The organism is Acidimicrobiales bacterium, assembly GCA_030747595.1.
In the GTDB taxonomy this organism is placed as follows: domain Bacteria; phylum Actinomycetota; class Acidimicrobiia; order Acidimicrobiales; family MedAcidi-G1; genus UBA9410.
Map to the genome: position 1 here is coordinate 240,531 of JASLKK010000001.1, position 26,221 is coordinate 266,751.

A 26,221-nucleotide genomic window follows, 5' to 3' on the forward strand; every position below is an offset into this window, starting at 1 on the left:
CTCATCTAGCCCACGGCACCGGATGGCCTTGCCGTCCGGTGGGCGATGCCTCGCCGACCATGGGTTGCACGAAGATCTCCTCGCTACCCGATCGACTGCTGGAGAACGCCACGAGGTGGCCATCTCGTGACCATGTCGGCCACAGGTCGTTGGCCTCATGGTTGGTTAGGTTCCGGGTGTTGCGGCCGTCAGCGTCCACCACGTAGACCTCGCTGTTGCCGTCCCGATTTGTCTCGTACACCAACTGGAGGCCGTTCGGTGACCAACTGGGCAGCCAGTCGCCGTGGTAGTTCAGCGTTATATCTCGCACCAGTGACCCGTCGAGCTTCACCACCTTCAGTTCCACCCGGTCGCTGCCTGAGGACTTTCCGGTGGTTGTTCGCGACCAGTCCTTTCGCACCTCGCCGCTACCGCCCTCGTCAACCACGACGACGAATGGTTCCCCGTCAGCGTCTCTGTCAAGGAAGCACGCGAAGGCCGCGAACAAGCCATCTGGGGAAATGGCAGGTAGCCAATCGGGCTTTGGCGGGCCGAGCACTGCACCATCCGGCGATACCAGCACGATCGGAGTGTCCTCATTCGCCTCTTTGAAGAATCCACAGACCTGACCGATGATCGTGTTCCTTTCCGGCCAGTCGACGGCTTCGGCCGCATCCCGATCAATGTCCAGCGGGGCACCGTCGGGAGCCATGACCGACACGGTGGTCTCCCCGACTGCGCGGAAGGCCACAGCATCGCGGACCTCGTCGATCAGGGCGACATCGCTCGTGTTGCCGCATGCGAAAAGCGTGAAGGAGAGCGAGGCGAAAGCTAGAACGTTCAGGTAGCGCAGCATCCGGTCATGGTAAATGCTCCGTTTGGTCATCTGGTCGCCAAGGTCGGATAACTCGGGGTTGGGCAGCGACGGAAAACCCGTCGCCCTTACGGGCCAGATTCGGGTTGTGGGCCGGGTCGGTGTGCAGGAGGTCGCCCCACCGTTCCTCCATGGTTGCCACCTCGGCGGACAGGCGGGCCCGGCGGGTTGGATCGTCGTCGTAGCCCCGCGACACCGACTCATGGTGGTGCAGCACCGCGTGGGGTGCCAGAACCACCCGTAAGCCGACTGTCCGGGCCTTCAGGCACAGGTCGATGTCGTTGTAGGCCACAGCCAGGCGTTCTTCGTCCAACCCGCCTAGGCGGTCCCACAACTCTCGTGTCGTGCCCAGACAGGCCCCGGTCACCGCCGCAACCTCGTGGGCCACGGTGAGGCGCCCGTGGTAGCCGGCGTCGGCACCCGGCCAATGCTTGTGGCCGTGACCCATCAGACCACCCACCCCCGGGTGCACGCCGGCGTGCTGGATCGTCCCATCGCCGAACAACAGCAACGCCCCGACCACCCCGACCTCCGGGCGGGCCAACTGGCCCACGAACTCGTCGAGCCAGTCACTGGCTATCACCTCGGTGTCGTTGTTGAGCAGCACCACCACCTCGCCGGAGGCCGCAGCGACCCCCCGGTTGCACATCGCCGCAAAGTTGAACGGTCCCGAGAATGGCACCACCACGGTGCCCGGGTCGTCGACCAACCCATCGATCAGCCTTCGGGCTCGCCTTTCGCTGGACTCGTGGTCGACCACCACGACCTCCACATCCGGGTACCGGGTGCGGTCGCGCAAGCTGGTCAGGCAGGCCTCCAGAAGGCGCCCCCGGTCCCGGGTCGGGACGACCACCGACACACGCGGCGGCGGGTCGCCAACCGGCCACCGGTAGCGAACCGGCACCGAGTCGGCATCGCGTAGCCGGACAGGACGTGATGCCAGCACGAACGGCAGGTGGTAGACCACCGCGCCGTCCAGGCCGGTTACCTGCTCGGAAGGCACCGTTCGGTGGCGGGCCACCAGGGCACCGATCCGACCTAGCCCGTCGAACAGGTCCGGGTTCCAGTCGGGAAGGAAACACGGATCGGTTGGCCGCCCCCCATCATCGAGGTGGTCGTGGTCGGCGTACACCAGGCTCAGGCCCGGGTCGGCATCTACGACCCGGGCAATGGTGGCCATCGCCGCCGGGTGGAGCACCACCCCTGCCTCCAAGTCCAACACCCAGTCGGCATCCTCGGCCTCTGACCCGACCGCCCACTGTTTGTGCAACTGGGTCCCCAGGGACCCGACCGTGGCGGCTACCGCGTCTGGCGGTCCGTCGCCCACCGATACGGCGAACCGTGTCGCCGACTGCCATCCGGCCACCACTTCTCGGTCCCGTTCCGTGAGGTCCACCCACCGATTCCGCCACTCTCCGTAGTCAATCGGGTCGTCGCGGGCTCCTAGGGCGCCCCAGAGGCCCGCCAGGCGCCTCCAGAGCCGCCGGGCGAACCCGGCCAGGTCACCGGACCGCAGAAGCATCCAGGCGCTCCTGAGCGTCCGACGGCGGACGCCGAACGGTCGGAAAGCAGCCGGCACGACCCTCACTCTACGGGGGTGACCTGACCCGACTCGGTAGCCTCACAAACCGTGCAACCCACACGATTTGTGATAATTGGCGGCGGCCCCGGAGGCAACACCGCTGCGAGCTATGCCGCCCGCCACGGCGCCGAAGTCGTAATGATCGAAAAGGACGTCGTCGGTGGCGCCGCCCACCTGTGGGACTGCATCCCGTCCAAGGCCATGATCGCCACCGGCGGTGCCATGTCGTTCCTGGCCCGGGCCGAGGGAATGGGCCTCGGCGACGTCAACCCCCGCATCGACGTAGACAACCTGGCCACCCGCCTGGCCACCATCGAACAGCGCCTGCACCGGTCCACGACCTCGCTGCTCGAAAGCCAGAACGTCCGCCTGATCGAGGGCACCGGCTCGCTCAAGGGCCCCCACCAGGTGGTGGCCGAAACAGCCGACGGCCTCGAGGAAATCGAAGCCGACGTAGTCGTTCTATCGACTGGCAGCCGTCCACGCATCCCCGACTGGGCACCCGTCGACGGCGAACGCGTCCTCACCACCCGCGACGCCTACCCACCCGATGAGATGCCCGAGCACGCGATCATCATCGGCTCCGGCGTCACCGGCGTGGAGTTCGTCCACATGTTCGCATCGTTTGGCTGCGACGTCACCCTGGTGGTCAGCCGCCAACAGGTCCTCCCGGCCAAGGACCCTGAAGTCGCCGCCGCCCTCGAAGCCGACTTCCTACGTCGGAACGTCAAACTCTTCAAGGGGGCCCGGGCCCAGTCCGTCGAACGCGACGGCGACCGGGTCTCGGTGCACTGCGACGACGGCCGAATGGCCACCGGCAGCCACGTGATCCTGGCCGTCGGCTCCATCCCCAACAGTGAAGGCCTGGGCCTCGACACTGTCGGCATTGAAACGGACGGCGGCTACATACCCATCGACCCCTACTGCCGCACCAGTGTCCCGCACATCTACGCCGCCGGAGACGTTTCCGGCAAGCTCCCGCTCTCGTCGGTGGCCCAGATGCAGGGCCGCAAGATCGCCGAGCACGCCATGGGCGTCGTCGACGACCGATCCCATCGGGTCCTGGACTACGACAAGGCCGCCTCAGCGGTATTCACCGAACCGGAAATCGCCGACGTGGGCCTCGCCGAGGCTGACGCCTTCGCCGAAGGCCGCAAGATCCGGGTCACCAAGGTGCCGTTCTCGGCATCACCCAAGGCAATCATCAACGACGACCCGCGGGGCTTCATCAAAATCGTGTCCGACCCGGCCACCGGGGTGGTACTGGGTGGGTCCATTGTTGGGCGCCACGCCGCTGAACTCATCGCGATCGTGGCCCTGGCCGTCACCGCCGGGCTGACCGTGCACGACATCCAAGAGAGCCTGTTCGTGCACCCCACGTTGGCCGAGGCGCTGGCCGACGCCGCCGAGTAGGAACCATCGGGCCGGGCCGGACAGCGACCCGTTCGACGGGTCCTATTCGATTACCACCACCACGTCGCCGGAACCCACCGAGTCACCCGGCCCGACCAGGACCTCGGTCACTGTGCCGGCCTTGTCGGCCGCCACGTTGTTCTCCATCTTCATGGCCTCCAACACGCAGACCGGATCGCCGGCGTCCACGGAGTCGCCCACAGCGACCAGCACCTTGATGATGGTGCCCTGCATCGGAACTGCCACCCGACCGTTTCCCAGATTGCCGGCGCCGCCTCCTGACCGCTTGGCCCGGGTACGGGCGGCAGGCCCGACAGTCGGCGCGGCTTCCGGCACCCACATGCTCACCGCGAAGCGGCGCCCGTCGACCTCGACGGAGATGTCCTGGCGAACCGTCGACACGTCGTCGGTGCCGGCCGGGCAGGCATCAGCTGAGACGTCGGATAGGTCCAGCGTCTCTTCCACCCACTTGGTGGAGTGGGCGACCGCGGAGAAGTCGGGATGTTCCAAGATGGCGATGTCGGCCGGGATGGTGGTGGCCACGCCCCGGATCTCGAAGTCGGCCAGGGCCCGCAGGGTCCGGCGGATGGCCACATCGCGGCTGCGACCCCAGACCACGAGCTTGCCGACCAGGTTGTCGTAGTACTGGCTGACCTCGTCGCCCGCTTCGTAGCCGCCGTCGAACCGGATGCCGAAGCCGTCGGGCACCCGGAGCGCGTCGATCCGACCCGGACTGGGCAGGAACGCCCCGCCGGCCGGGTCTTCAGCGTTGATGCGCACCTCGATGGCATGACCGGTGATGGTGACGTCGTCCTGGCCGAAGTCCAGTGGTTCGCCCGAGGCGATCCGGAGCTGTTGTTCGACGAGGTCAAGCCCGGTCACCAACTCGGTCACCGGATGCTCGACCTGGAGTCGGGTGTTCATTTCGAGGTAGTGGAAGGCCCCATCCTCGTAGAGGAACTCGACTGTGCCGGCGTTGGTGTATCCGCATCCCAAAGCCACGGCGACAGCCGCTTCGCCCATGGCGGTCCGCACGTCGTCGGGAAGATCGGGAGCGGGCGCCTCCTCGATGAGCTTCTGGTGGCGACGCTGGGCCGAGCAGTCACGTTCGCCGAGGTAGACGGCGTTGCCGTGGGTGTCGGCCAGTACCTGGATCTCGATATGGCGGGGAGCGGTCAGGTACCGCTCCATGTAGATCTCGTCGCGGGCAAAGTAGGCCAACGCCTCGCGTTGGGCTGATTCGATGGCATCGGCGATAGCCGACTCGTCGGCCACCACTTTCATCCCCCGGCCGCCGCCGCCGTAGGCCGCCTTGATGGCTATCGGGTAGCCGTGTTCGGCGCCAAACGCCCGCACCTGGTCGGGGTCGGTGATGAAGTCGGTGGTGCCCGGAACGCTGTGGACGCCGACCTTCTCAGCGGCCAACCGGGCGCTGATCTTGTCGCCCATCACCTCGATGGCCTCCGGGGGCGGGCCGATGAAGGTCACCCCGCGGTCAGTCACCGCCCGGGCGAAGTCGGCATTCTCCGAGAAGAAGCCGTAGCCGGGATGCACCGCGTCGGCGCCGCTCCGGTCGATGGCCGAAAGGATGGCCTCGGTGTCGAGGTAGCTCTCGGCGGCTGTCTGACCCCCGAGGGCGTAGGCCTCGTCGGCTAGACGGGCATGGAGGGCGTCACGGTCGAGATCGGAGTAGACGGCGACCGTGGCCACGCCCATCTCCCGGCACGCCCGGATGACCCGGACGGCGATTTCGCCGCGGTTTGCGATCAGTACCTTGGTGAACACGTCCCTATCATCGCCCGAATGGGAGGTCCTACGCACCCCCGAAGGGGCGAACATCGGTCACAGGCCGACTCGACATCTGCCGGAGGACGATCAGATGCTGGCGTGCCGCCCCGTTTCCGGATCGAGACGGTGGCTGAAACCGGATCAACCAATGCCGATCTGGTGGCCCGGGCCGCCGCCGGCGCGCAGGACGGCCTGGTGTTACGGACCGACCACCAGACGGCGGGTCGGGGCCGCCTGGACCGCCGCTGGAACGCCCCACCAGGTACCAACCTGCTCTTCTCGGTGCTGCTCCGCCCCGACTGGCCGGTCGAACGGTTCACCCTGGTGACCTCGGGACTGGCCGTGGCGTTGGTCGACGCCCTGGGACCGCTGTTCGAAACGAAAGCCGTCGACGTCGAAGCCATGGTCAAGTGGCCCAACGACGTCGTGCTGTTCGACCGGGAGACCGGTTTGCTGCAGGGCAAGGTGGCGGGGATCCTGGCCGAGATGGTTGCCGGACCGGCTGCGGTGGTCGGCATGGGGGTCAACGTTTCCTGGCCGGGCCCCGACGATCCGGCGCCACCGGGAGCGGTCTCCCTGGTCGGAGTCGGTGCGGAGGTTGACCCGTCGGTCCTGCTGGACAATGTGCTGTGGTCTCTGGACCGACACCTGACCACGCTGGGCGGCCCCGACGGTCCAACGGCGCTCAGCGAGGCTCATCGGGAGCGTTCGGCCACCATTGGTCGGAACGTACGCGTCGAGCGCGACGGGGACGACCTGACGGGCAGGGCGGTCGACGTGGCTGTCGACGGTGCGCTGGTGGTCGAGGTGGCCGACGGATCGACCGTCGAGGTGCTGGCCGGCGACGTGGTCCACCTGCGGGCGGACTGAACCGGGCCGCCAGATCGCCAGTCGCCGATCAGGGGCCGGCGATTAGGGATCTGGGATGTGGGCCTCGAGGTCGTCGAACGCCTCAGCGACCCGGGCAGTCATCGGTCCCGGCGCCGGATCGAAGGTGGCCTTGACCTCACCGGTGACCGCCGAGATGGCGCTCACGTTGCGGGTGGCCGACGTCAGGAAGGCCTCGTCGGCTCTCAGGAGCTCGTCCGGGTCGACATCGCGGACCTCCACCTCACCGACCGAGGTGATCAGTGGCTCGCGCCCGGCCAGTTCCAGGACCAGACCGCGGGTTACTCCGGCCAGACAGCCTGACGACAGCGGCGGGGTGACCAGTCGACCGTCGACGACCAGGAACAGGTTTGTTCCCGTGCCCTCGCACAGCATCCCGGCAGTGTTGCGGAACAGTGCCTCGGTGCATCCGGCCCGCTGGGCGGTGGCCAGGGCCATGGCGTTCTCGGCATACGACGTCGTCTTGAGGCCGGTCAGTGCGCATTCCTCGTTGCGTGCCCACGGCACCAGGTGCACCTGCTCGGCGGTGGGCCAGACGTTGCCCCCGGAGGTGGACACGACGAGCGTGCCCGGGCCGCCTCCGCGTCCCGACCCGAGCGGACCGGGACCACTGGACCACGTGATCCTGAGCAGGCCGGCAGCCGGATCGGCGGTCAGCACGTCGTCGATGGCCGTCCGGATCAGGCCCTCGCTGGGCTCGGCGAGGCCGAGGCCCGATGCGGACCGGACGAGTCGGCGGAGGTGTCGGCTGAGGGCGAACGGTACGCCGCCCACCACCTTGGTGGTCTCGAACACGCCGTCGCCCACCACGATGGCGTGGTCGTCGGCCCGCAGGGCGGCTTCGCCGGGCGCCAGCAGGCGTCCATCCACCCAGCTCACTCCCGTAGCGGCGGAAGATGCAGCGTCGTGGGCGGTCGGATCGGCCATCGGCGCAGGCTAGGGCGCCCGCGCCTTCCGATGGGGTCGTGCCGTGCGGGGGCGCCCGGGTGGGTCCGAAGGCCACTGGTAACCTGAGCAGCGTGTCGGACGGACCTGCCGACGGACCTGTCGACGGGCCTGCAGATGGGCCTGATTCCGTCGAGGCGCCGTCCCCCCATGTGGTGGCCCCCCATGCCACGGTTGCGCCCCCTGACGGGCCTCCTGCCCGAGAAGCCGCCCCTGAGACCGCCTACCGGCGAACCTGGCCCCAGCGACTGCTGATCGCGGCCAACGTGGCGCTGGCTGCCGGCCTGTTCTTCGGGGCGTACCGTCTGGCCTCCTTCGAGGCGGCGGTGGGCAGCATCATCCGGATCGAAGTGCCGGCCGGAGTGCTGGCCGATCTCGACGTGCCGATCGGCGCCGACGGCACCGAGGACGACGGCGGCTCCTCAGCCGACCCGGTGGCCGCCGAATCCGACGAGGACCGTCCGTCACCTCCGCGCAACATCCTGCTGATCGGCACCGACAGCGCGGTGGGACTCGACGACGACGACCCTGCCGGCTGGCGGGACCGCACGCCCGGGGTGGCACTCGCCGACGCCATCATGCTGCTGCGCCTGGATCCGCATCTGGGCACCGCCTCGTTGGTCTCGTTGCCCCGGGACCTCTACGTGATGATCCACCGCGAGGGAGTGCCAGTCCGCGAGGAGAAGCTGGCTTCGGCACTGCTGGTCGGAGGCATGGAACTCGGCGCCCCGACGCTCGTCGAAACGGTGACCAGGAACTTCGGCGTCCCCATCCACAACTTCGTGGTCATCGATTTCCTGGGCTTCGAGGCCGTAGTGGACGAGATCGGTGGGGTACCAGTGTGGTTCCCCCATCCGGCCCGTGACGTGGCCTCAGGCCTCTACATCACAGAGGCCGGGTGCACCTCCTTGGACGGACGGGCGTCGTTGTCCTTCGTGCGGAGCCGCAAGCTGGAACTCTTCGTGGATGGCCGCTGGCAACGGGTCGGCGTGTGGAACGACCTGGAACGGAACCAGCGCCAGCAGGACTTTCTGACCCTGGCCCTCGAACGGGTGGCCGACACCGGTGCCCGATCGATGATCGTGCGCGACGACCTCATCGAGGCGGCCGCCCGGTCGGTGGTGCTCGACGACCGCCTCACCCTGCGGACCCTCCTCAACCTGGGCAACGCGTTCGCCGGCTTCGACCCGTCAGACCTCGGACGTCATGTGCTGCCCGTCTACGACGACACGGTGGGGTCCGCCTCGGTGCTGCGGCTCCGGTCCGACGCCCGCCGGGTGTTCGACGTGTTCCGGGGAATCACGCTGCGACCTGAGGACGTGCCCGTCGTCGTCGTCGATGGACGGGGTCCGGTCGACGAGTCGGTGCCGGCCCACACCCAACTGAGGCTCAAGGGCTTCCCGATCGAGGCCGAGCCGGGCGCCACGGTGGCCTCCACCACCGTCCGGGCGCATCGCGACCGGTTCGCGGCGGCCGTGCTGGTAGCCCAGATGCTCACCCCCACCCCCCGGTTCGACTTCGTAGACGACCCGGCGTTCGGCGACCGCGTGGAACTCACCCTCGGGGAGGACTTCGCCTCCTTCCTGCTGGTACCCCGGGCCCTGCGCGAGGTCGATGCCTTGGCACGAGCGACCCTTCCGCTCCGGGTTGACGAGGAGGAGACCTCGGCGCCAGAACCGGCATCGGTGGTGGGCATGGCCGCCTGGGAAGCCGACACCCTTCCCGTTCGCGCCGGGATGCGGGTACCGACCGAGGTCCGGACCACGTTCGATGGTCGTCGACCCGATGGTTCGGCGTGCTCCTGATCGCGCCGGTGGCGGCCAGGCGACGGTCATGACGACCCTTCGGGTGGCCTTCCTGCTCGAACAAGCCTGGCACCGGGTACCCGGCGGCACCGCGGTAGCCGCCGTCGAATCGGCCCGTGCCCTGGCCGAGCGCAAGGACGTGGACCTGGTGGGCCTCACCGCCAGGCACCATTCGGGTGACCTGCCGCCGCTACTGGCCAGTACCGACGGTGGGCCTGCCGGGTCAACGGTCGCCTTCCAGGAAGGGTCACTGGTCGGTTCGCGCCTACCCAGGCCCGTCCTCTACGAGGCATGGCACCGGACCGGGCGGCCACGGGTCGACCGGATGTCCGGATTCTCCGGCGTACCACCCGACGTGGTGCACGCCTCAGGGGGTGCCGTCCCGGCGACCGGCGCCCCGCTGGTGGCCACCATCCACGATCTGGCCTGGCGGCGGCATCCCGAGGCGGCGACCCGCCGGGGGCGGCGGATGTTCGAGGGCTGGCTGGCCGATGCCCGTCGGGCCGACCGGATCGTCTGCCCGTCGGAGAGCACCCGCCACGACCTGGTCGACGCCGGCTTTGACGACGGCCGGATCCGGGTGGTGCCCCTCGGCGTGGTTCCAACCCACGTGGAACCCGGCCTGCCGGGTCGCCTCCGGAGCCGGTACGGCATTGACGGTCCGTTCGTCCTGTGGGTGGGCACCCTCGAACCCCGCAAGAACCTGGATCGCCTAGTGGCCGCCATGTCGGCGTCGGCCACGCTGACCGACGTGGCCCTGGTGCTGGTGGGACCCGAGGGTTGGCGGACCGACGTGGCCCGGACCGTGGAGCCGCTGGGGGAGCGAGCAGTTGTCGTCGGATCGGTGGACGAGTCCGAGAAGCGAGCCTGGTACGAGGCGGCCGACGTCTTCTGCCTTCCCAGCCTGCACGAGGGCTTCGGCCTCCCGGTGCTGGAGGCCATGGCCCACGGAACTCCGGTGGTCACCTCGGCCGGGACGGCCACCGGTGAAGTAGCCGGCGACGACGCGCTGCTGGTGGATCCGACCGACGTGGGGGCCATTGCCGAGGCGCTGTCCACCGTGCTGGCCAACGCAGCGACAGCCGACCGCCTCGCTGCAGCCGGCCGGATTCGGGCCGCCGCCCACCCATGGTCGAGGACGGCCGAAGGCCTGGTCGACGTCTACCGGGAGGTGGTCCGATGAGCAGTGACCGGTCCGGACCGGCCCGGATCGCCGTCGACCTGCTGTGGCTGGTGCCCGGTGACGTCGGGGGGAGCGAGGAATACGCCGTGCGAACCCTGCTGGCCTACGCATCCCACGGACCGTCCGATCTGCGGCCCGTTGTCCACCTGACCGGAGCGGCGGCCGAAGCCCACCCGGAACTGGGCCAGTTACTCGATGTCGAGACCTGCCCGGTGGACAACCGTCACCGGGGCCGCCGACTGCTGGCCGAGTCAACGTGGTTGGCTTCGCGAACCCGGCTACTGGACGCCGTCCACCACATGGGCGGCAGAATCCCCGCCCGGACAGGAGCGCCGGTGGCCGTCACCGTCCACGACCTCCAACCCCTCGACCACCCGGAGCACTTCTCGGTGGCCAAGCGGGCCTACCTGGGTCGAGCGCTGCCCCGCTCGATCCGGCGGGCCGACGTGGTGGTCGCCGTCTCGGATGGCGTCGCCCATCAGATCATGGACCGCTTCGCCATCCCGGCCGAGAGAGTGGCCGTGGTCTCGTCCGGGGTCGTGCCTGCCGTCGGGCTCCCGGTTCCGTCGGATCCACCGACCATCCTCTATCCGGCGGTCACCCACCCCCACAAGCGACACGTCCTACTCGTCGAGGCGTTCCATCTGCTGGCGGGTCGACACCCCACGGTCCGACTGGTACTCACCGGGGGACCAGGCCGAGCCGAGGGCGACGTTCGTAAGGCCATCGACGGCGGCCCCCACGCCGAGCGGATCGACCGGACCGGACGGATCCCCGCCGACCTCCTGGCCTCTCACCTCTCGGGTGCCTCGGTGGTGGCCTTCCCGTCTTCCTACGAGGGCTTCGGCCTCCCCGTGGTGGAGGCCATGGCGGCCGGAGTGCCCGTGCTCGTGTCGGATGGGACGCCGGCAGCGGACCTGGTGGGTGGTGGCTCGGTAGTGCCGGCGGTAGCCGGCCCCGACCAGTGGGCTAACGAGTTGGAGCGACTACTGGTCGACGATCACCACCGGCGAGCGCTGGTCGACGCTGGTCGACTGGGGGCCACAACCCACACCTGGGAGGGGTCAGCGGATGCTCTGGAGCGGGCGTGGCGACTCCTGTTGGCCACGGCCCCGCCCGCCGCACGACGCGGGTCGGAGGCCTGACGGTGCGACTTCTTGTCCTGACCCCGCACCTGCGGCCCGACTCGGCTCCCACCGGCGTGGTGGTTTCGGCCATCGTCGACGCCCTGACCGGTGCCGGCCACGACGTCCACGTCGTCACCTCGCTGCCGTGGTACCGGGAGCACCGGGTGGAGGACCGGTGGCGTGGTCGACTGGTCCGGCGTGGCCACCACGGGACGGCGACGGTGACCCGCCTCCATCCGTTCCCCACCGACAAGGGCAACCTCGTGGCCCGGGCCCTGGGGTTCATCGGACTGACCGGCCTGGCCACGGTGGCTGGCCTGGCTGCCCGAGGGCCGTTCGACGGGGTGATCGCCGTGTCGCCGCCGCTCACCTTCGGGGCCGCCGGATGGCTGCTGTCCCGTCGCCACCGCTGCCCGCTGGTATTCAACGTGCAAGACGTGTTCCCGGACGTGGCCGTCGAGGTGGGGGCCATCCGGTCGCCCCGAGCCATAGCGTTCTTCCGGTGGCTGGAGCGGGCCACTTACCGGCGGGCCGACGCCGTCACCGTCCTGTCCGTCGACCTGGCGGCCAACGTCGCCCGGAAGATCGACGTGGCCGGTGGTACGGGCCGCCGCCCGGTGGTCCGAGTGGTGCCCAACTTCGTGGACACCGAGTCGATCCGGCCCGCCGACCGGATGACTCGTTACCGGGTCGAGCACGGGCTGGGCGACCGGACGGTCGTCATGTACGCCGGGAACCTCGGCCACTCCCAGTCGCTCGACCTCGTGGTGGCCGCCGCTGACTGCCACCGGGACCGCCACGACCTCGTCTACGTGGTGAATGGGGGAGGAGTCAGGGCCGACGACCTTCGGGCCGCCGCGGCCCAGCGGAAGAACCTGGTGGTGGTCGACTACCAGCCTGCCGACCGGGTGCCCGAGGTGCTGGCCAGTGCTGACCTCCACCTGGTGCCGTTGCGGGCCGGCCTGGGTGAGTCCAGCGTCCCGTCCAAGACCTACTCGGTCCTGGCCGCCGGGCGGCCGCTGATCGCCTCCATCGACGAGGATTCCGAGGTGGCCCGGGTGGTGGTCGAGGCGGGAGCCGGGCTGGCCGTGCCGCCCGACGACGTCGAGGCCCTCGTCGAGGCGGTGGAGGCGCTCGTCGCCGATCCGGAGCGCAGGACCCGGATGGGTGAGGCGGGCCGACGCTGGGCTAAGGCGTGGCGGTCGCCTGACCAGGTCGCCGTCACCTATGCCGAACTGGTGGCCGAACTGGGAGGCGCCGGGGCCTGATGATCGGGGCCGGCGCGCCGCTAGCCTCGGCGCCCATGGCACGTGGAGATTCAGCGAGCAAGGTCGCGCGCGCCGCCCGGGCAGGAGCTTCGGGTGGCACTGGTGAACGACGGAAGATCGGCTTTCCGGCAATGGTCGCCCTTGTCGTCGTCCTCGGGTCCCTCCTGGTCTTCTGGGCCCGGACCGACCGGGAGGCCACCTCGGCCCCGCGGGTCGGCGACCACTGGCACTCGGTGTACGACGTCTACGTCTGCGACACCTTCCGCTCCAAGATCGTGTTGGAGACCGATCCCAACGGCATCCACACCCACGGTGACGGCCTGCTCCATATCCACCCGTTCAACAAACTGGCCTCGGGTCGCGACGCCACGTTGGGCGAGTTCTTCTCGGCCTTCGGCGGCTCCATCGACGACCAGTCGTTCGTGCTGGACACCGGAGAGACGGTGGCCGAGGGCTTCGACTGCGGCGGCGAACCGGCCGTGTTGAAGGTGGCCCGCTTTGACGCCGACGACCTGGATCGCGACCCAGAGATCCTGACCGAGGACCTGGCTGGCATCCGGTTCCTCAAGGACCGTGAGGCGTTCACCATTGCCATGGTGCCCGAGTCGGTCGACCCTCCGGCGCCGCGGAGCGAACGCATGTCCTTCCTGGACCTCGTGAGCCCGGACAAACTGGCGTCGGATTCGCCGACGCTGGTTCCCACGACGACCGCCGCGGACTAGCCGGTCGGGCCGTGCAGGCCGTCGTCCTCGTCGGGGGACTGGGTACCCGACTTCGTCCGCTCACCGCGGACACACCCAAGCAGATGCTGCCGGTCGTGGATCGACCCATGATCGAACACGTGGTGGCCCATCTAACCGGCCACGGGGTGACCCGGGTGGTGCTGTCGATGGGCTTTCATCCCGAGGCCTTCACCGATGCGTACCCGGATGGGACCTGTGTCGGGGTGCCGCTGCACTACGCCGTCGAACCCGAGCCTCTGGACACCGCCGGAGCGGTGCGGTTCGCCGCCGTCGCCGCCGGAATCGACGAGACCTTCCTGGTTCTGAACGGTGACGTCCTGACCGACCTCGACGTCTCGACCATGGTCGCCGACCACCGGGCGTCGGGAGCGATGGGGACCATTGCGTTGACCGAGGTCGACGATCCCTCGCGTTACGGGGTGGTCACGGTCGCACCCGACGACGGTTCGGTCGAACTGGGGGACATGACCCACGGCCGGGTGACCGGCTTCGTCGAAAAGCCGCCCCGTGGCGAGGCACCCTCGAACTGGATAAACGCCGGCACTTACGTCCTTGAACCGGCAGTCCTCGACCGCATCGAAGCTGGTCGCCGGGTATCCATCGAACGGGAGGTCTTTCCTTCGCTGGCTGCCGAAGGGAGCCTCCGTGCGGTTTGCTCGGAGGCCTACTGGCTCGACACCGGAACGCCCGAGGCCTACCTCCAGGCCCAGACCGACCTGTTGGACGGGACCCGGGCCCGAATGGAACCGCTGGCCGCCACAGCCTCCGTGGCGGTGGACGCGGTAGTGGATCGTGCCGTGGTCATGTCCGGGGCCTGCGTGGGGTCCGGGGCGACCGTGTGTGATGCTGTCCTCATGGAGGGGGCGGTTGTCGAAGCCGGAGCGGTGGTCCGCCATTCGGTGCTTGGTCCCGGTGCACGGGTCGGACGTCGGGCAGAGGTCACCGGCTGGAGCCTGATCGGCCGTGGCCAGGTGGTCGGCGACGATGCGAGGGTCGACGGTTCGCGCATCCCCGACGAGGGCTGATCGGTGGCCGTGCTGGTCACCGGCGGGGCCGGCTACATCGGCAGCCACGCCGCTGTGGTGCTTCACGACGCCGGCCGCGACGTGGTCGTGCTGGATGACCTCTCCAACTCGTCGGTGGCAGCAGTCGAAGCACTGCGGGCACTGACTCGGCCCGACCTCCCGTTCATCCGTGCCGATGCGGCTGACGTGGATGCCGTCGGGCGTGCCATTGTCGACCACGGGATCGACGAAGTCGTCCACTTCGCTGCGTTCAAGTCGGTCAGCGGTTCGATTGCCGACCCGGACGGCTACCACCGCAACAATGTCGGCTCGACGGTCGGCGTCGTCGAAGCCATGCGTCGTAATGGCGTCTCCCGCATTGTCTTCTCGTCGTCGTGCACGGTCTACGGCGAACCGACCAGCCTGCCGGTCACCGAGGACTCTCTAATAGGCGCCTCCAACCCGTACGGCGCAACCAAGGTGGCCTGCGAGGAGTTGCTGGCCGCTGAGGCCGACGTCGGCGGGCTGGATGTCCTCCTGCTCCGGTACTTCAACCCGGTGGGCGCACACTCCAGTGGTGACCTGGGAGAGGACCCGCGTGGTACGCCGGACAACCTCGTGCCCTACCTCATGCAGGTGGCAGTCGGCCGCCGGGAGCGCCTTTCCGTATTCGGCGACGACTACGACACGCCGGACGGTTCGGCCATTCGCGACTACATCCATGTTGTGGACTTGGCCGAGGGCCACCTGGCGGCCCTGGACGCGCTCGTCGGATCGGATGACGAAGATGTCCGGGGTCTGCCAGTCAGGTCAGCGGGCTGCCGGGCAGTCAACCTGGGAACCGGCACCGGCCATTCCGTGCTCGAGGTGCTTGCCGCCGCTGGTCGGGTCGTCGGCCGCCCGGTGCCCTACGAGGTCGTGGGTCGTCGCGACGGTGACATCGAGCGGATCTGGGCTGACCCGTCGCTGGCGGCGGACCTGCTGGGCTGGAGTGCTACACGCGACCTCGACGAGATGCTGGCGGACCACTGGCGTTGGCAGCAGCGCCACCCCGACGGATACGACGCGTGATAGTGGACTTGTTCTTGACTGATCCATCGTCTTAGCGTTGGCGTACATGAGGCGACGGACTACCGGGCTGACACTTGGCCTTCTCGTTTCCCTACTGGTCGCTTGCGGTGGTGGCTCGGAGGTAGAAGGGCCGGCGATGGCCGAAGATCCGGTAGTCGCCTCTACTTCGGTGACTGCCACTCCTACGACTGGTTCCCAGTCGACAACTTCGGATGACGCCGCGTCTACCGCTACTTCTTCCACCACGACCGAAGTCACGCCCACGGCTTCCACCGTTGCTGGCACTGCGACGACTGAGGCGCCTGTCACGACTGAGGCGCCTGCGACGACTGAGGCGCCTGTGACGACTGAGGCGCCTGCGACGACTGAGGCGCCCGTCAACGAAGAGGCAGGATCGTCAGTCGACCTGGACGAGCCGGCACAGGAGGAGACTGCTTCGACGGTTGTTCCGCCAACAACAACGCATGGGTCAGTTCCGACTACCACCGCGGCATCGGAGCCACTCGGGTCCAGCGAAAGCGATCCCCAGTACGTGGCGGCAATCGAGGCGTTCGTCGCAAATGCCGGCTCCGACTGGGGGTCTGCGCCCTACCTCGGTGACTGCATGATCCGCAGCGAACAACAACTGTTGGATGCCTCGAAACAGCTAATCGTCGATAACGGCCTGCTCGGCTCACTGCCGCTCATTGGAGGTCTAGGCGGTGACGGAACCTCTTTCTTCATGGTCTGGGAGGAATGCCAGGCGGAAGCCGGAGAGCTCTTGGCGAGCGCCGCGAGCGCCACAGGGCCAACCGTGCCCTGCCAAGGTGCTCTGACAACCCTGCCGATTGATCGCCAATCGCTCATGGGAGTCGTACCCCTCGGACACCTCAACCCGCCGGCCCACACCCAAACCACTGACCACGTCTACCTCTTGCTTCCGGGCTGGGCGGAACAGATCTCACCCACTGTGAATATCGTCGCCCCGGCCAATGGCACCGTCGTGAAATTGGCGAACTTCACCAGCGACCACACCGGTGTGACCTTCACGGACTGGCAGGTCGAGATCAGTGTCTGTGCTGGGGGCGTTATCCGCTTTGGACACGTATCGACCATCTCTGACGATCTCCTAGCCCTCACGGAGGCCACGCCGACCTCGTGTGAGACATATGGCTACGCGGGCTTCATGACCGAAGAATGCAAGTGGATGGATGAAATCGGCTACCCGTTGTCAGAAGGCGACCTGATCGGGACGGCTGGCGGCCTCGATACACCGAACACGGGGCTTGATTTCTGGGCATATGACTGGGACGGCGAACTGCACTTCGCAATCGATCCGACGGCCCAACCAGAGGGCATCTTGCGTGCCCAGTGCCCTCTGGACTGGTTTGTAGACGACCTCAGGACCGAGCTCTACAGCCAGCGGATGGAACGAGGCATCATGGCGGACCAGGAGACTGGTTGCGGCAAGGTGTTCCAGGACGTGGTCGGGGCAGCCAAGGGCTTCTGGTACAGCACCGTGGAGGTCGATGGCAAGTGGCTCGACCACCTGGCCCTCGTGGACGACAACGTACGCAGCGACCATCAGGCTGTCTCGGTCGCTTCCATGGTGGCCGATCCCGGCTACTGGATCTTCCAGAAGCAGTCGACCGGGACCGTGAATCGTGACTTCGCCCAGGTGACAGCAGGGTCGGGGATCTACTGCTACGACACCTTTACCGCTGACTCCAACGGACCGGAGGGTGCCACCGACCGGTTCCTCATCGAGGTGGTCGACGCCGACACGCTCCACATCGAGCATCAAGGCGGGAGTTGTGGATCATCGTTTTCGTTCAGCAGTCCACACGTGTACTCCCGATACGAAAAGAAATGATGATGGGCCGGTAAGAACCAACCGGATCTCCGGTCCAACCGATTTCAGTCCCGACAGTTTGGTGCCAGAGGCGCCTAAAGGTCTGCCTCGGCTAGCGGAACAGGTCCTCGTCGGGGGATCGGACCACGTCGTCGACAACGCTCCCGTCGCCGAACCACGCCGGGTCCACACCGCGCACCACGGCCACCGGGATCCCGTAGGCCTTACCCATGACGAGTTCGGCGGCCGCCGCAATCTCGTCCACCACAGCCACCTCCGTCACCTGTAGCTCTCGGCCCAGCGCATCGGTGGTGCCCCGCAGGTCGACCACAGGACGCAGGCCCGCACACCCGATTGCCACGTCGGTCACTCCGCGCCGCCATGTTCGTCCGAAGGTGTCGCTGACCACCACGGCCACGTCGACACCGAAGCGGTGGATCAGGGCATCGCGGATCCGTCGGGCCGACCGGTCCGAATCCACGGGAAGCAAAGCGGCCTGCCCGGCCTCCACGTTGGAGAGGTCGATTCCGGCGTTGGCGCATACGAACCCGTGCGTGGTCTCGCTGATGATCAGGTCGCCCCGACGTCGCAGCACCCGGACCGATTCACGCTCCACCAGCGGCTTGTGCCCGACCTCAGGATCCACGTCGACGAGGCGGTCCTCGGCCTTGGAGACCACCTTCTGGGTCACCACCAGCACGTCACCGTCCAGCAACCCGCCGCCGGCCAGATCGGCGGCTTCGGCGATGATGGCCGCAAGGTCGTCACCGGGTCCGATCTCGCCGATGCCGGTCACCGGGATAATGGACAGCGGGCCGCTCATCGGGGTTGCCTCGCCGGGGATTCCGCCGGCCGGTCCAGCGAGAGCAGCGTCCGGCAGAGGTCGGTGGCCACGCCGACGTCGGTCATGACCGTCGGAGTGACCATGCACCGCATCCCCTCGGCTTCCACGGCGTCGACCAGTTCGCCATCCGCGGAGTCCACCACCAGGGTGGAGGCGAAGTCGCGGTAGAGGCGGGCCACGCCGACCACCGTTGGTTCATGGCCGAGCTCGCGCAGCATGCGTTCGGCGGGTCCCTTCAGCGCCGAGCCGGCCACGATGGGCGACACGGCGACCACATCGTTCCGCCGGGCGGCCAGGGCCTTCGCGACGCCGGGCACGGCGACGACCGGGCCGATGGACACGATCGGGTTGGACGGTGCCACGACCACCGTGTCGGCCGACGTGATGGCGTCCAGCACGCCAGGTGCCGGTCGGGCCGCGTTGATGCCGTCGAACCGGACGCCCGATATGGGCACGTCGTGGCGGAGGCCCACGAAGTAGTCCTGGAAGCCGATCTCCATCTCGGTAGCCCCGTCTGTGGGAACCCCGTTAGAGGAGAGGGTCACCATGGTGGCCACCCGGTCCTCGGTCATGGGAAGCAGGCGGGCGTTGATGCCGAACGCCCGCGTGATCTCGGCGGTCACCTCGGTGAGGCCTGCCCCGTCGGCTAGTCGACCGGTTCGGTGGAGGTGGGTTCCCAGGTCACGGTCGCCGAGGCGGAACCACGCCGCCCCGCCGAGCCGCTCCAGGGCCTCCATGGCCTGCCACGTCTCACCGACCAGACCCCAGCCGGTCTCGGGGTTCACCGCTTCAGCCAGGGTGTAGGTCACGGTGTCGAGGTCGGGTGAGATCGACAGTCCGTGGAGTACCAGGTCGTCGGCCGTGTTGACGATCGCCGTGACCTCGTGGGCCGGCACGGCGCGGATCATGCCGCGCAGTAGGCGGGCCGCGCCCACCCCACCGGCCAGGACGGTGATCACCTGTTCAGAACCATCAGTTCAGGACAGGTTCCGGAGGCGACCCTCGAGCAGGGCCATGTCCGCGTCGACCATCATCTCGACCAGCTCCACGAAGCCGACGGTGGGCTGCCAGCCGAGTTGGTCGGCGGCCCGGGTGCCGTCACCGACCAGCAGGTCGACCTCGGCCGGCCTGTAGAACTTCTGGTCGACCACCACGTACTTCTCCCAGTCCAGTCCGACCCGGGCGAAGGCGGCCTGGCAGAACTCCCGGACGGTGTGGGTCTCGCCGGTGCAGATCACGAAATCCCCGGGTTCGTCCTGCTGGAGCATCCGCCACATGGCGTCCACGTAGTCGCCGGCGAATCCCCAGTCGCGCTTGGCGTCCAGGTTGCCGAGGCGCAGTTCGGTGGCCTTTCCAAGGGCGATCTGGGCTGCGGCGTGGCTGATCTTGCGAGTGACGAACTCGAGGCCTCGACGGGGGCTCTCATGGTTGAAGAGCATCCCCGAGCAGGCGTGCAGCCCGTAGCTCTCCCGATAGTTCACGGTGATCCAGTGCCCGTAGACCTTGGCCACCCCGTAAGGGCTCCTGGGATGGAAGGGGGTGGACTCGTTCTGGGGGACCTCGTGGACCTTGCCGAACATCTCGCTCGAGCTGGCCTGGTAGAAGCGGATCGTCGGGTCGACCAGTCGGATCGCGTCGAGCATCCGGGTCACACCGAGGGCCGTGGTCTCGCCGGTCAAGACCGGCTGGCCGAACGACGTCTGGACGAACGACTGGGCGGCCAGGTTGTAGACCTCGTCGGGAGCGTGCTCCCGGACGGCCTCCACCATGGACAGCTGGTCCAGAAGGTCGCCGGAATGGAACTCGACTCGATCCATCAGGTGGGCAATGCGTTCGTAGTTGACCGTGGAACTCCGACGGACCATGCCGGTCACCTCGTAGCCGCGGTCCAATAGGAACTCGGCCAGGTAGGAGCCGTCCTGCCCGGTGATGCCCGTGATGAGGGCGCGCTTCGTCGTAGAGTTGGTAGAGGTTCCAGCAGGGGGGCCGGTTGCTGGGTCAGCCGTGGGGTCAGCCATGGGATCAGTCTGCCGGGGCCGGCTCACGAAGGCGCCGTCGCCAGTCGTCGAGCAGGTCGGCCAGCGTCGCATCGAGGGTGATCTCGGGTGTCCAGCCGGTGTCGTGGTGGATGCGGGACGGATCGCCCACGAGCTCGGGGACGTCGGTCGGTCGGTGGAGGGCCGGGTCCTCCTCGAGACGCATGGACCGGTCGGACATGGCCAAGAGGCGGTGGGCAATGTCGCTGACGGCTACTGATCGCCCGGTGCAGACGTTGTAGGCGGCGCCCGGTTCGCCGTCCACGGCCAGTCGCCGGTAGGCCCGGACCACGTCGCGGACATCGGTGAAATCCCGGCGGGCCTCCAGGTTCCCGACGGTGACCACGTCGTGGCCGGCCAACTCGTTGGCGACGACCCGGGCGGCCAGTGCCGAACAGACGAACCGGTCGCTCTGGCCCGGCCCGAGGTGGTTGAACGACCGTGCCCGGACCACGTCCTGCTGGTGGCCGAGGAAGGCCTGGAGGGCGATCAGGTCGGCGGCCGCCTTGCTGGCGCCGTAGGGGGACACCGGCCGGAGCGGGGCGTCCTCGGCCAACGGGAGGTCGTCGGGGGCGACAATGCCGTACAGGTCGGCGCTACTCACCGTGACCACACGGCGGACGCCGTGGCGGCGGGCGGACGCCAGGAGGTTCAGCGTGCCCTCGGCGTTGGATCGGAGGGTGCCCGCCGCGTCATCCCACGACCCACCCACGTCGGCCTGGCCGGCCAGGTGGTACACCACCTCAGGTGACGCGGCGGCGATCTCACTGTGGAGGTCCTCGGTAGCCAGGAGGTCGGCGCCGCCCGCCGCCCGATCGGTGGTGGTCACGTCATCACCCTCGGCCTCCAGGTGGGCGACCAGATGGCGGCCCACGAAGCCTGCGGCACCGGTGACCAGTGCCTTCATCAGTCGGCCATCCGGGAACGGGCCTGTCGGGGAGCGTCCATCGGAGCATCGTAGGAGCAGGCGCCCGTCAGGGCGGTGAGTCGATCGGGTGGATCGGGGTCGCGCCAGTAGTCTCGGCGGCACCGTGGATGCCGCACCTTCCCCCGTCAGCGGTCAGCCCAGCCCCGCCGCAGGAGTTACTCCGACCCCCCGGGCGTCGTCGGCCCGGGTACTGGCCGTGATGGTCGTGGCCGACGAGGCACCGGCGCTCGAGGCGACGCTGACTGGTCTGGCCTCTCAGGACCATCCCCGGACCGACATGCTGGTTGTCGACGTCCGTCGCGACGGAGACGGTTCGGGCCCATCGCTCGTGGAACGGGTGGGGTTGATCGCACCGTCGTCTCTGGTCGTTCAGGCGCCCGGGGTGCGCGGCGGTGGCCCGGCGGTGTCGGCCGGTCTCCGGGCGTGGGCGACGGCCCACCCGACGGCGTCCGATCCGCGCTTCCTCCTCTTCGTTCCGGGACCGGTCGTTCTCGGGGATACCGCGGTGCGTCGCCTGGTGGAGCGAGCCGTGGAGGCCAATGCCGCGGTGGTCGGGCCCAAGGTCATCGGTCCGGACGGGGTGCTCGAGGAGATGGGTTGGTGGTTTGACGCCCTCGGTTCGCCGGTGCCCGTGGTCCCCGATCCCGAATTCGACCAGGGTCAGCACGACGACTACCTCCAGCCCGAAGCGGTGGCCGGTGCAGCGTGGATGGTGCGTGCCGACCTGTTCGCCGAGCTGGGTGGCTTCGATCCCGAGGGGGTAGACGGCACGGCCCACCTGGGGTTCTGCCAACGGGCCGGTTCTGCCGGAGCGTCGGTGCTGGTGGTCCCGTCGGCGGTCGCCCGACGGGTCGGCGCCCCCGAAGCGGTACGGCACCCTCCGGAACTCGTCCGGTCGAGGTTCCGGCTCCGACAGGCTTTGGCCGCACCTCTCGGTCGACTGGCCGTGCTGGTCCCCGTGCTGGCGGCGGCGACGGTGGTCGGGGCCCTGTATGGCATGGCCACCGGCCGGCTACGGCATGCCCGTGGGTTGCTCGCCGCCTGGACCTGGAACCTCCGCCGCATCGGCTCGGCCCGACGACTCGCTGGGGCTGGCCCGGCCGGTCGGGGCTCGACTAGCGCGGGGTATCAGGGTCAGCGGGCCTCGTGGTGGTTGGCGTTCCGACGGGTAGCCACCGGGCGGGATCTGGCTGGAGACGACGACCGGTCCGAAGGGCTTCGGCGGCTGAATGGCGCCTTCGGGGCGGTGTTCGGCCCGGGCGGGTTGGCCATGATGATCGCCGCAGTGGTTCTGGGCTTCGGTTCTCGTTCTCTGGTGACCGACGGGATGCCGGTCGTCGGCCGCCTCCAGCGGCTACCGGAGGCACCGGGAGCCCTGGTGGACTCGTGGTGGGCCGGTTGGCGATCCACGGGGATGGGGGCCTCGGGGTCAGGGCCTGATGGTCTGGCCCTCGTCGGTCTGCTGGTCGACCGGTGGCCGGGTTCGCCGGATTCCGCGTGGACCGTCCTGATCCTCGGTGCGTTCGCCGTGGGGGCGCTTGGCGTCTGGCGCCTCGTACGCCCGGTGGGCGGCGGCCGGTCACGCGCCGTTGCCGTGCTGGTATATCTGGCGGTTCCGATTCCCTACGACGCACTTCGCGTCGGACGCCTGGCCCCTCTGGCCGCCTATGCCGTCCTGCCCTGGTTGGCTCGCCGACTGGCCGGAGCCCAGGCCATGGCTCCCTACGGCGTTCGGGGCGGCGATCCAGGCCCAGGCACCCGTCTGAGGGGCCTGTGGGCCGACGTGGTGATGACCGGCCTGGCCCTGGCCGCAGTAGTCGCCGTGGATCCAGTCCTGTTGGTTCCTGCCTGCCTGATCGTCGTGGGGTTGGCGGCCGGCACGGTGCTGTCAGGGAGCCTCGATGGGCTGGTTCGGCTGACGATGGTGGTCGGCGGTGGGACGATGTTGGCTGCCGTGGTCCACCTGCCGGCGGCCGTAGTCGTCGCGGGACGCGACGGTGCAGGTTGGAGCGGTTGGTGGGGATCGGCATCGGGCGGCGGTTGGGAGGCGACGGGATCGATCGGCCTCTCCGGGGTTCTGGCCCTGGCGCCGGGAGCCGACGGGCCGACAGCGGTCACAGGGTTGTTCGTCCTTCCGCTGTTGGCCCTCTGTACGGCACGGGGACGGCACCTCTCGGTGGTCGTCCGAGCCTGGTTCGTGGCCGCTGCAGGGGCTGTGGTGCTGGTATCAGTGGACCAGGGTTGGCTAGGGGTCGAAGATTCGTTCCTCCGGTCGGTGGATCCGGCGGTCCTCCTCGTGCCGGTGGCCCTCGGCCTTGCCTGGGTATCGGCAGCCGGGGTGGCCGGGCTGGGTGCCGACCTGGCCCACCTGGCCGCACAGGTCCACGTGGGTCGAATGGCCCGGGTGGTTCGCAACGGGCTGCTAGGAGCAGTGGTGATCAGCCTGGCCATCGGGGCGTTGCCGGTCCTGACCGGTTCGTTCGCCGGCGACTGGGGAGTGCCGCGTGCCGATCTGACGGTGGCGCTGCCCGGGGCCGGGGCCCGTCTGGCTGATGGTGACACGGTGCCCGGTGGGGATGCCCGTGTCCTGTGGATCGGGGATCCACTCGTGCTTCCGGCAGCGGGAATCCCGCTTTCGTGGAGCGATCGTTCGTCCGGCGTGCCGTCGGATCGATTCGACCGCCTGGCGCTTGCCGTGACCGACGGGCGACCGGACCTGTCTGACCAGTGGTCGCCGGGTGAGACGACCGCGATGGTGGCGTTGCGAGATGCCGTGGGTTCCGCGCTTGACGGTGCCACCCACCGACTGGGGGCCGATCTGGGCCGATGGGGGGTGGCCCGGGTGGTGGTCGTCGAGCGATCGGCCCCGGTCCCCGGCCCGGGCGTCGAGCGACCGGTACCCGGCCGTCTCACCGAAGTGCTGGCCCGACAACTCGACCTGGAGCGCGTCGAGGCGGTGAACCGGTCGGTGACCGTGTATCGCAACACAGCGGTAGAGGCCCCGTTCTCGGTGGTTCGGGACCGGAACCGGCGGGTTGTCCCCGCTGGGGTGACCCGCCGTTCGCTGACCCGGTGGGTGGTCGAGGTTCCGGCGGACGGCGCCCTGCGTTGGATGGTGGGTCCCGACGACCGCTGGGAAGTCGGGGTCGACGGGCAGCCGGCGACGGTACTGGCGCCCGACGCGGACCATGGAGTACCGGGGCGGCCATCGGTCAGGGTGGCCACCGGGAGCATGGCCACGTTCGAGGTCGACGATGACGGGCTAGCCCGGCGTCGCCAGATCCAACTGGTACTGGTCGCCGTGTTGGTGCTGCTGGCCAGTTGGGCTCGCACGTCCCGGGACTCGAAGCGACGACAGCAGCGGGCGGGGATCCGATGAACGCCACCCGGGGTCCGGCCATCCTGGTGCTGGCTGCCATGACGGCTGCGGCGGCCGCGCTCTCTTCCGGACCGGTCGAGGTGTCAGGCGCCGAGGCCCGCCCTGAGGCCCGAGCCGCCACGACCCTCGACAGTTCCTCGACGGCCCTCTGGTTCTGTACCGGGCCGACCGCTGAACTGGACGGGATCGATGAGCGGACCGTCGAGGTGGTGGGGATCTCGGCTTCACCCACCGAGGGTCGGGTGACGGTGGTGGACGAAGCCGGTCGGGCCGTGGAGCGGGCCTTCAGGATCGATCCGGGAGACCGCCTCAGGATCTCGCCCGGCCAGTTCGTCTCCGGGGCGATGTTCGCCGGTGTCACCGTCGAGGTCAGGGGTGGTGCCGCCGTGGTAGGCCAGACGGTGGCCGGTCCGGACGGAGCGGATCGTCGGCCATGCACGACCAGGGCTTCTGATACCTGGGTGGTGCCCTGGTCGACCACGGCCCGGCCCGGAAATCGTGCCTGGGTGCTGCTCCACAATCCGTTCCGAGCCGCAGCGGTGGCCGATCTACGGTTCGTCGGCGACATCGGTCGCCGCGAGACTTTGGACTCCCAGGGCGTCGTGGTGCCCGGCCGTTCCATTGTGGCCTACGACGTGACGGAGCGGATCGCCGATTCCGCGGTCGTTTCGGCCACCATCGACGTCCGCGTGGGTCGGGTGGTGGTTACTCGACTCCAGGCGTCGGACGGGTCGGGCCCCCTGGCCACCCGGGGTCTGGACCTGGCTCCCGGGGTGCCGGAGCTCGCCACCCGGGCATTCATTCCCGGGGTCGGCACGGGAGCGGTGTCGACCGGAAGCCCGGGTGCCGGTACGTCGGTGGTGGTCGTCAACACGGGCGTGGAGGCCGTTGAGGCCGAGGTGGTGGTCCGGACCGGTGAAGAGGTGACCGGCCTGGAGCCGTGGCGTCTGGTGCTGAGGGCCGGCCAGCGCCACGTGGTGGACCTAGATGCCGGTCGTCTCGAGGGGGCTGACGCCTTCGGGGTGGAAGTGAGGACGCTGGACGGTCGCCCGATCGCCGCTTCGGTGGTGCAGCGGTTCGGAGGTGACGGTGTCTCAGAGGCCAGTAGTTCAGTAGAGGGCGGCCTGGCGGTACGGCCGGCGGCTGTCGTGGCGGCTCGAGGGTGGGTGGTGGATCTCAATGATCGGTACGGGGCCACCGCTGATGTCCTCGCCGTCATGAATCCAGCCAGCGAGGGAATCGCCACCATCGAGGTGAAGGTTCTGGCCGGGACAGCACCGGCTGGTGTGGCGCGTTCGGTGGAGTTGGCGCCCGGGACGCAGGTCTCGTTCGATCTGGCGGGCGGACCACCGGCGGTTCTGGCCGTGGAGTCCACGGCGCCGGTCATTGTCTCTATCCACAGCAGGACAGGTGAGGGAGCAACCGCTTCTTTCGCAGTGGCGGTCGCCGGGACCGAGGCCCGGCCCGTTCCCAGCAACTGAGGGCCGGTTTCAGAAGGCTTGTTTCGGAAGGCCCGTTTCGGAAGAACTGTTC

General features: G+C 68.7%; 20 protein-coding genes. 12 read left to right on the forward strand and 8 right to left on the reverse strand.

Annotated elements, in window-relative coordinates:
* Window position 1 precedes the first annotated feature (1 nt).
* Both QF777_01065 and QF777_01070 read right to left on the reverse strand, forming a co-directional pair.
* Window positions 2–835 (reverse strand): hypothetical protein, encoded by an 834-nt coding sequence (locus QF777_01065; protein ID MDP6910140.1) that lies wholly within the window; start codon window positions 833–835, stop codon window positions 2–4.
* A gap of 4 nt (window positions 836–839) precedes the next feature.
* Entirely contained in the window at window positions 840–2,432 is a 1,593-nt protein-coding gene (locus QF777_01070) for a glycosyltransferase (protein MDP6910141.1), read from the reverse strand.
* A gap of 51 nt (window positions 2,433–2,483) precedes the next feature.
* Between QF777_01070 and QF777_01075 the strand changes: the two genes are divergently transcribed.
* Entirely contained in the window at window positions 2,484–3,848 is a 1,365-nt protein-coding gene (locus QF777_01075) for an FAD-dependent oxidoreductase (GenBank protein ID MDP6910142.1), read from the forward strand.
* A 42-nt stretch (window positions 3,849–3,890) separates the two neighbouring features.
* Here the strand turns inward: QF777_01075 and QF777_01080 are convergent, their stop codons facing one another.
* Window positions 3,891–5,633, reverse strand: a complete 1,743-nt coding sequence (locus QF777_01080) for an acetyl-CoA carboxylase biotin carboxylase subunit (GenBank protein MDP6910143.1) — start codon at window positions 5,631–5,633, stop codon at window positions 3,891–3,893.
* Between the two features lie 129 nt (window positions 5,634–5,762).
* Here QF777_01080 and QF777_01085 point away from each other — a divergent pair, with 129 nt between their 5' ends.
* Window positions 5,763–6,506, forward strand: a complete 744-nt coding sequence (locus tag QF777_01085; protein ID MDP6910144.1) for a biotin--[acetyl-CoA-carboxylase] ligase — start codon at window positions 5,763–5,765, stop codon at window positions 6,504–6,506.
* Window positions 6,507–6,548: 42 nt separating this feature from the next.
* Here QF777_01085 and QF777_01090 read toward each other — a convergent pair whose 3' ends face one another.
* Window positions 6,549–7,451, reverse strand: coding sequence for an aminotransferase class IV (locus QF777_01090; protein MDP6910145.1), 903 nt, complete (start codon window positions 7,449–7,451; stop codon window positions 6,549–6,551).
* A 92-nt stretch (window positions 7,452–7,543) separates the two neighbouring features.
* Here QF777_01090 and QF777_01095 point away from each other — a divergent pair, with 92 nt between their 5' ends.
* Genes QF777_01095 through QF777_01130 form a run of 8 tightly spaced genes read left to right on the forward strand, consistent with a single transcriptional unit; the run spans window position 7,544 to window position 17,522 of the window.
* Window positions 7,544–9,274 carry an LCP family protein gene (locus QF777_01095; GenBank protein MDP6910146.1) on the forward strand — a complete coding sequence of 577 codons (1,731 nt, stop codon included), beginning with the start codon at window positions 7,544–7,546 and terminating at the stop codon, window positions 9,272–9,274.
* Between the two features lie 28 nt (window positions 9,275–9,302).
* Complete coding sequence (locus QF777_01100) at window positions 9,303–10,457, forward strand: glycosyltransferase family 1 protein (protein MDP6910147.1); 1,155 nt, start codon at window positions 9,303–9,305, stop codon at window positions 10,455–10,457.
* Window positions 10,454–11,602 (forward strand): glycosyltransferase family 1 protein, encoded by a 1,149-nt coding sequence (locus tag QF777_01105; GenBank protein ID MDP6910148.1) that lies wholly within the window; start codon window positions 10,454–10,456, stop codon window positions 11,600–11,602. Before QF777_01100 ends, QF777_01105 begins: the two co-directional genes overlap by 4 nt.
* Before the next feature lie 2 nt (window positions 11,603–11,604).
* Window positions 11,605–12,852, forward strand: a complete 1,248-nt coding sequence (locus tag QF777_01110) for a glycosyltransferase family 4 protein (protein MDP6910149.1) — start codon at window positions 11,605–11,607, stop codon at window positions 12,850–12,852.
* A 35-nt stretch (window positions 12,853–12,887) separates the two neighbouring features.
* Entirely contained in the window at window positions 12,888–13,574 is a 687-nt protein-coding gene (locus tag QF777_01115; GenBank protein MDP6910150.1) for a hypothetical protein, read from the forward strand.
* 11 nt (window positions 13,575–13,585) lie between these two features.
* Window positions 13,586–14,620, forward strand: a complete 1,035-nt coding sequence (locus QF777_01120) for an NDP-sugar synthase (GenBank protein MDP6910151.1) — start codon at window positions 13,586–13,588, stop codon at window positions 14,618–14,620.
* A 3-nt stretch (window positions 14,621–14,623) separates the two neighbouring features.
* On the forward strand, window positions 14,624–15,670 hold the full coding sequence (gene galE / locus QF777_01125; protein ID MDP6910152.1) for a UDP-glucose 4-epimerase GalE: 1,047 nt from the start codon (window positions 14,624–14,626) through the stop codon (window positions 15,668–15,670).
* A gap of 46 nt (window positions 15,671–15,716) precedes the next feature.
* Entirely contained in the window at window positions 15,717–17,522 is a 1,806-nt protein-coding gene (locus QF777_01130; protein ID MDP6910153.1) for a hypothetical protein, read from the forward strand.
* Between the two features lie 91 nt (window positions 17,523–17,613).
* Here the strand turns inward: QF777_01130 and cofE are convergent, their stop codons facing one another.
* Genes cofE through QF777_01150 form a run of 4 tightly spaced genes read right to left on the reverse strand, consistent with a single transcriptional unit; the run spans window position 17,614 to window position 21,288 of the window.
* Entirely contained in the window at window positions 17,614–18,324 is a 711-nt protein-coding gene (gene cofE / locus QF777_01135) for a coenzyme F420-0:L-glutamate ligase (protein MDP6910154.1), read from the reverse strand.
* The gene (cofD, locus tag QF777_01140) at window positions 18,321–19,304 is read right to left on the reverse strand and encodes a 2-phospho-L-lactate transferase (GenBank protein ID MDP6910155.1); all 984 of its coding nucleotides are present in this window, start codon (window positions 19,302–19,304) and stop codon (window positions 18,321–18,323) included. The genes cofE and cofD overlap by 4 nt, the downstream gene beginning before the upstream one ends.
* An 18-nt stretch (window positions 19,305–19,322) precedes the next feature.
* Window positions 19,323–20,363, reverse strand: a complete 1,041-nt coding sequence (gene gmd, locus QF777_01145; protein ID MDP6910156.1) for a GDP-mannose 4,6-dehydratase — start codon at window positions 20,361–20,363, stop codon at window positions 19,323–19,325.
* Between the two features lie 4 nt (window positions 20,364–20,367).
* Window positions 20,368–21,288: a GDP-mannose 4,6-dehydratase gene (locus QF777_01150; GenBank protein ID MDP6910157.1), complete on the reverse strand. Its 921-nt coding sequence runs from the start codon at window positions 21,286–21,288 to the stop codon at window positions 20,368–20,370.
* Window positions 21,289–21,412: 124 nt separating this feature from the next.
* Here QF777_01150 and QF777_01155 point away from each other — a divergent pair, with 124 nt between their 5' ends.
* Window positions 21,413–24,688 carry a hypothetical protein gene (locus tag QF777_01155; protein MDP6910158.1) on the forward strand — a complete coding sequence of 1,092 codons (3,276 nt, stop codon included), beginning with the start codon at window positions 21,413–21,415 and terminating at the stop codon, window positions 24,686–24,688.
* The gene (locus tag QF777_01160) at window positions 24,685–26,169 is read left to right on the forward strand and encodes a DUF5719 family protein (protein ID MDP6910159.1); all 1,485 of its coding nucleotides are present in this window, start codon (window positions 24,685–24,687) and stop codon (window positions 26,167–26,169) included. Before QF777_01155 ends, QF777_01160 begins: the two co-directional genes overlap by 4 nt.
* The last annotated feature ends 52 nt before the right edge of the window (window positions 26,170–26,221 follow it).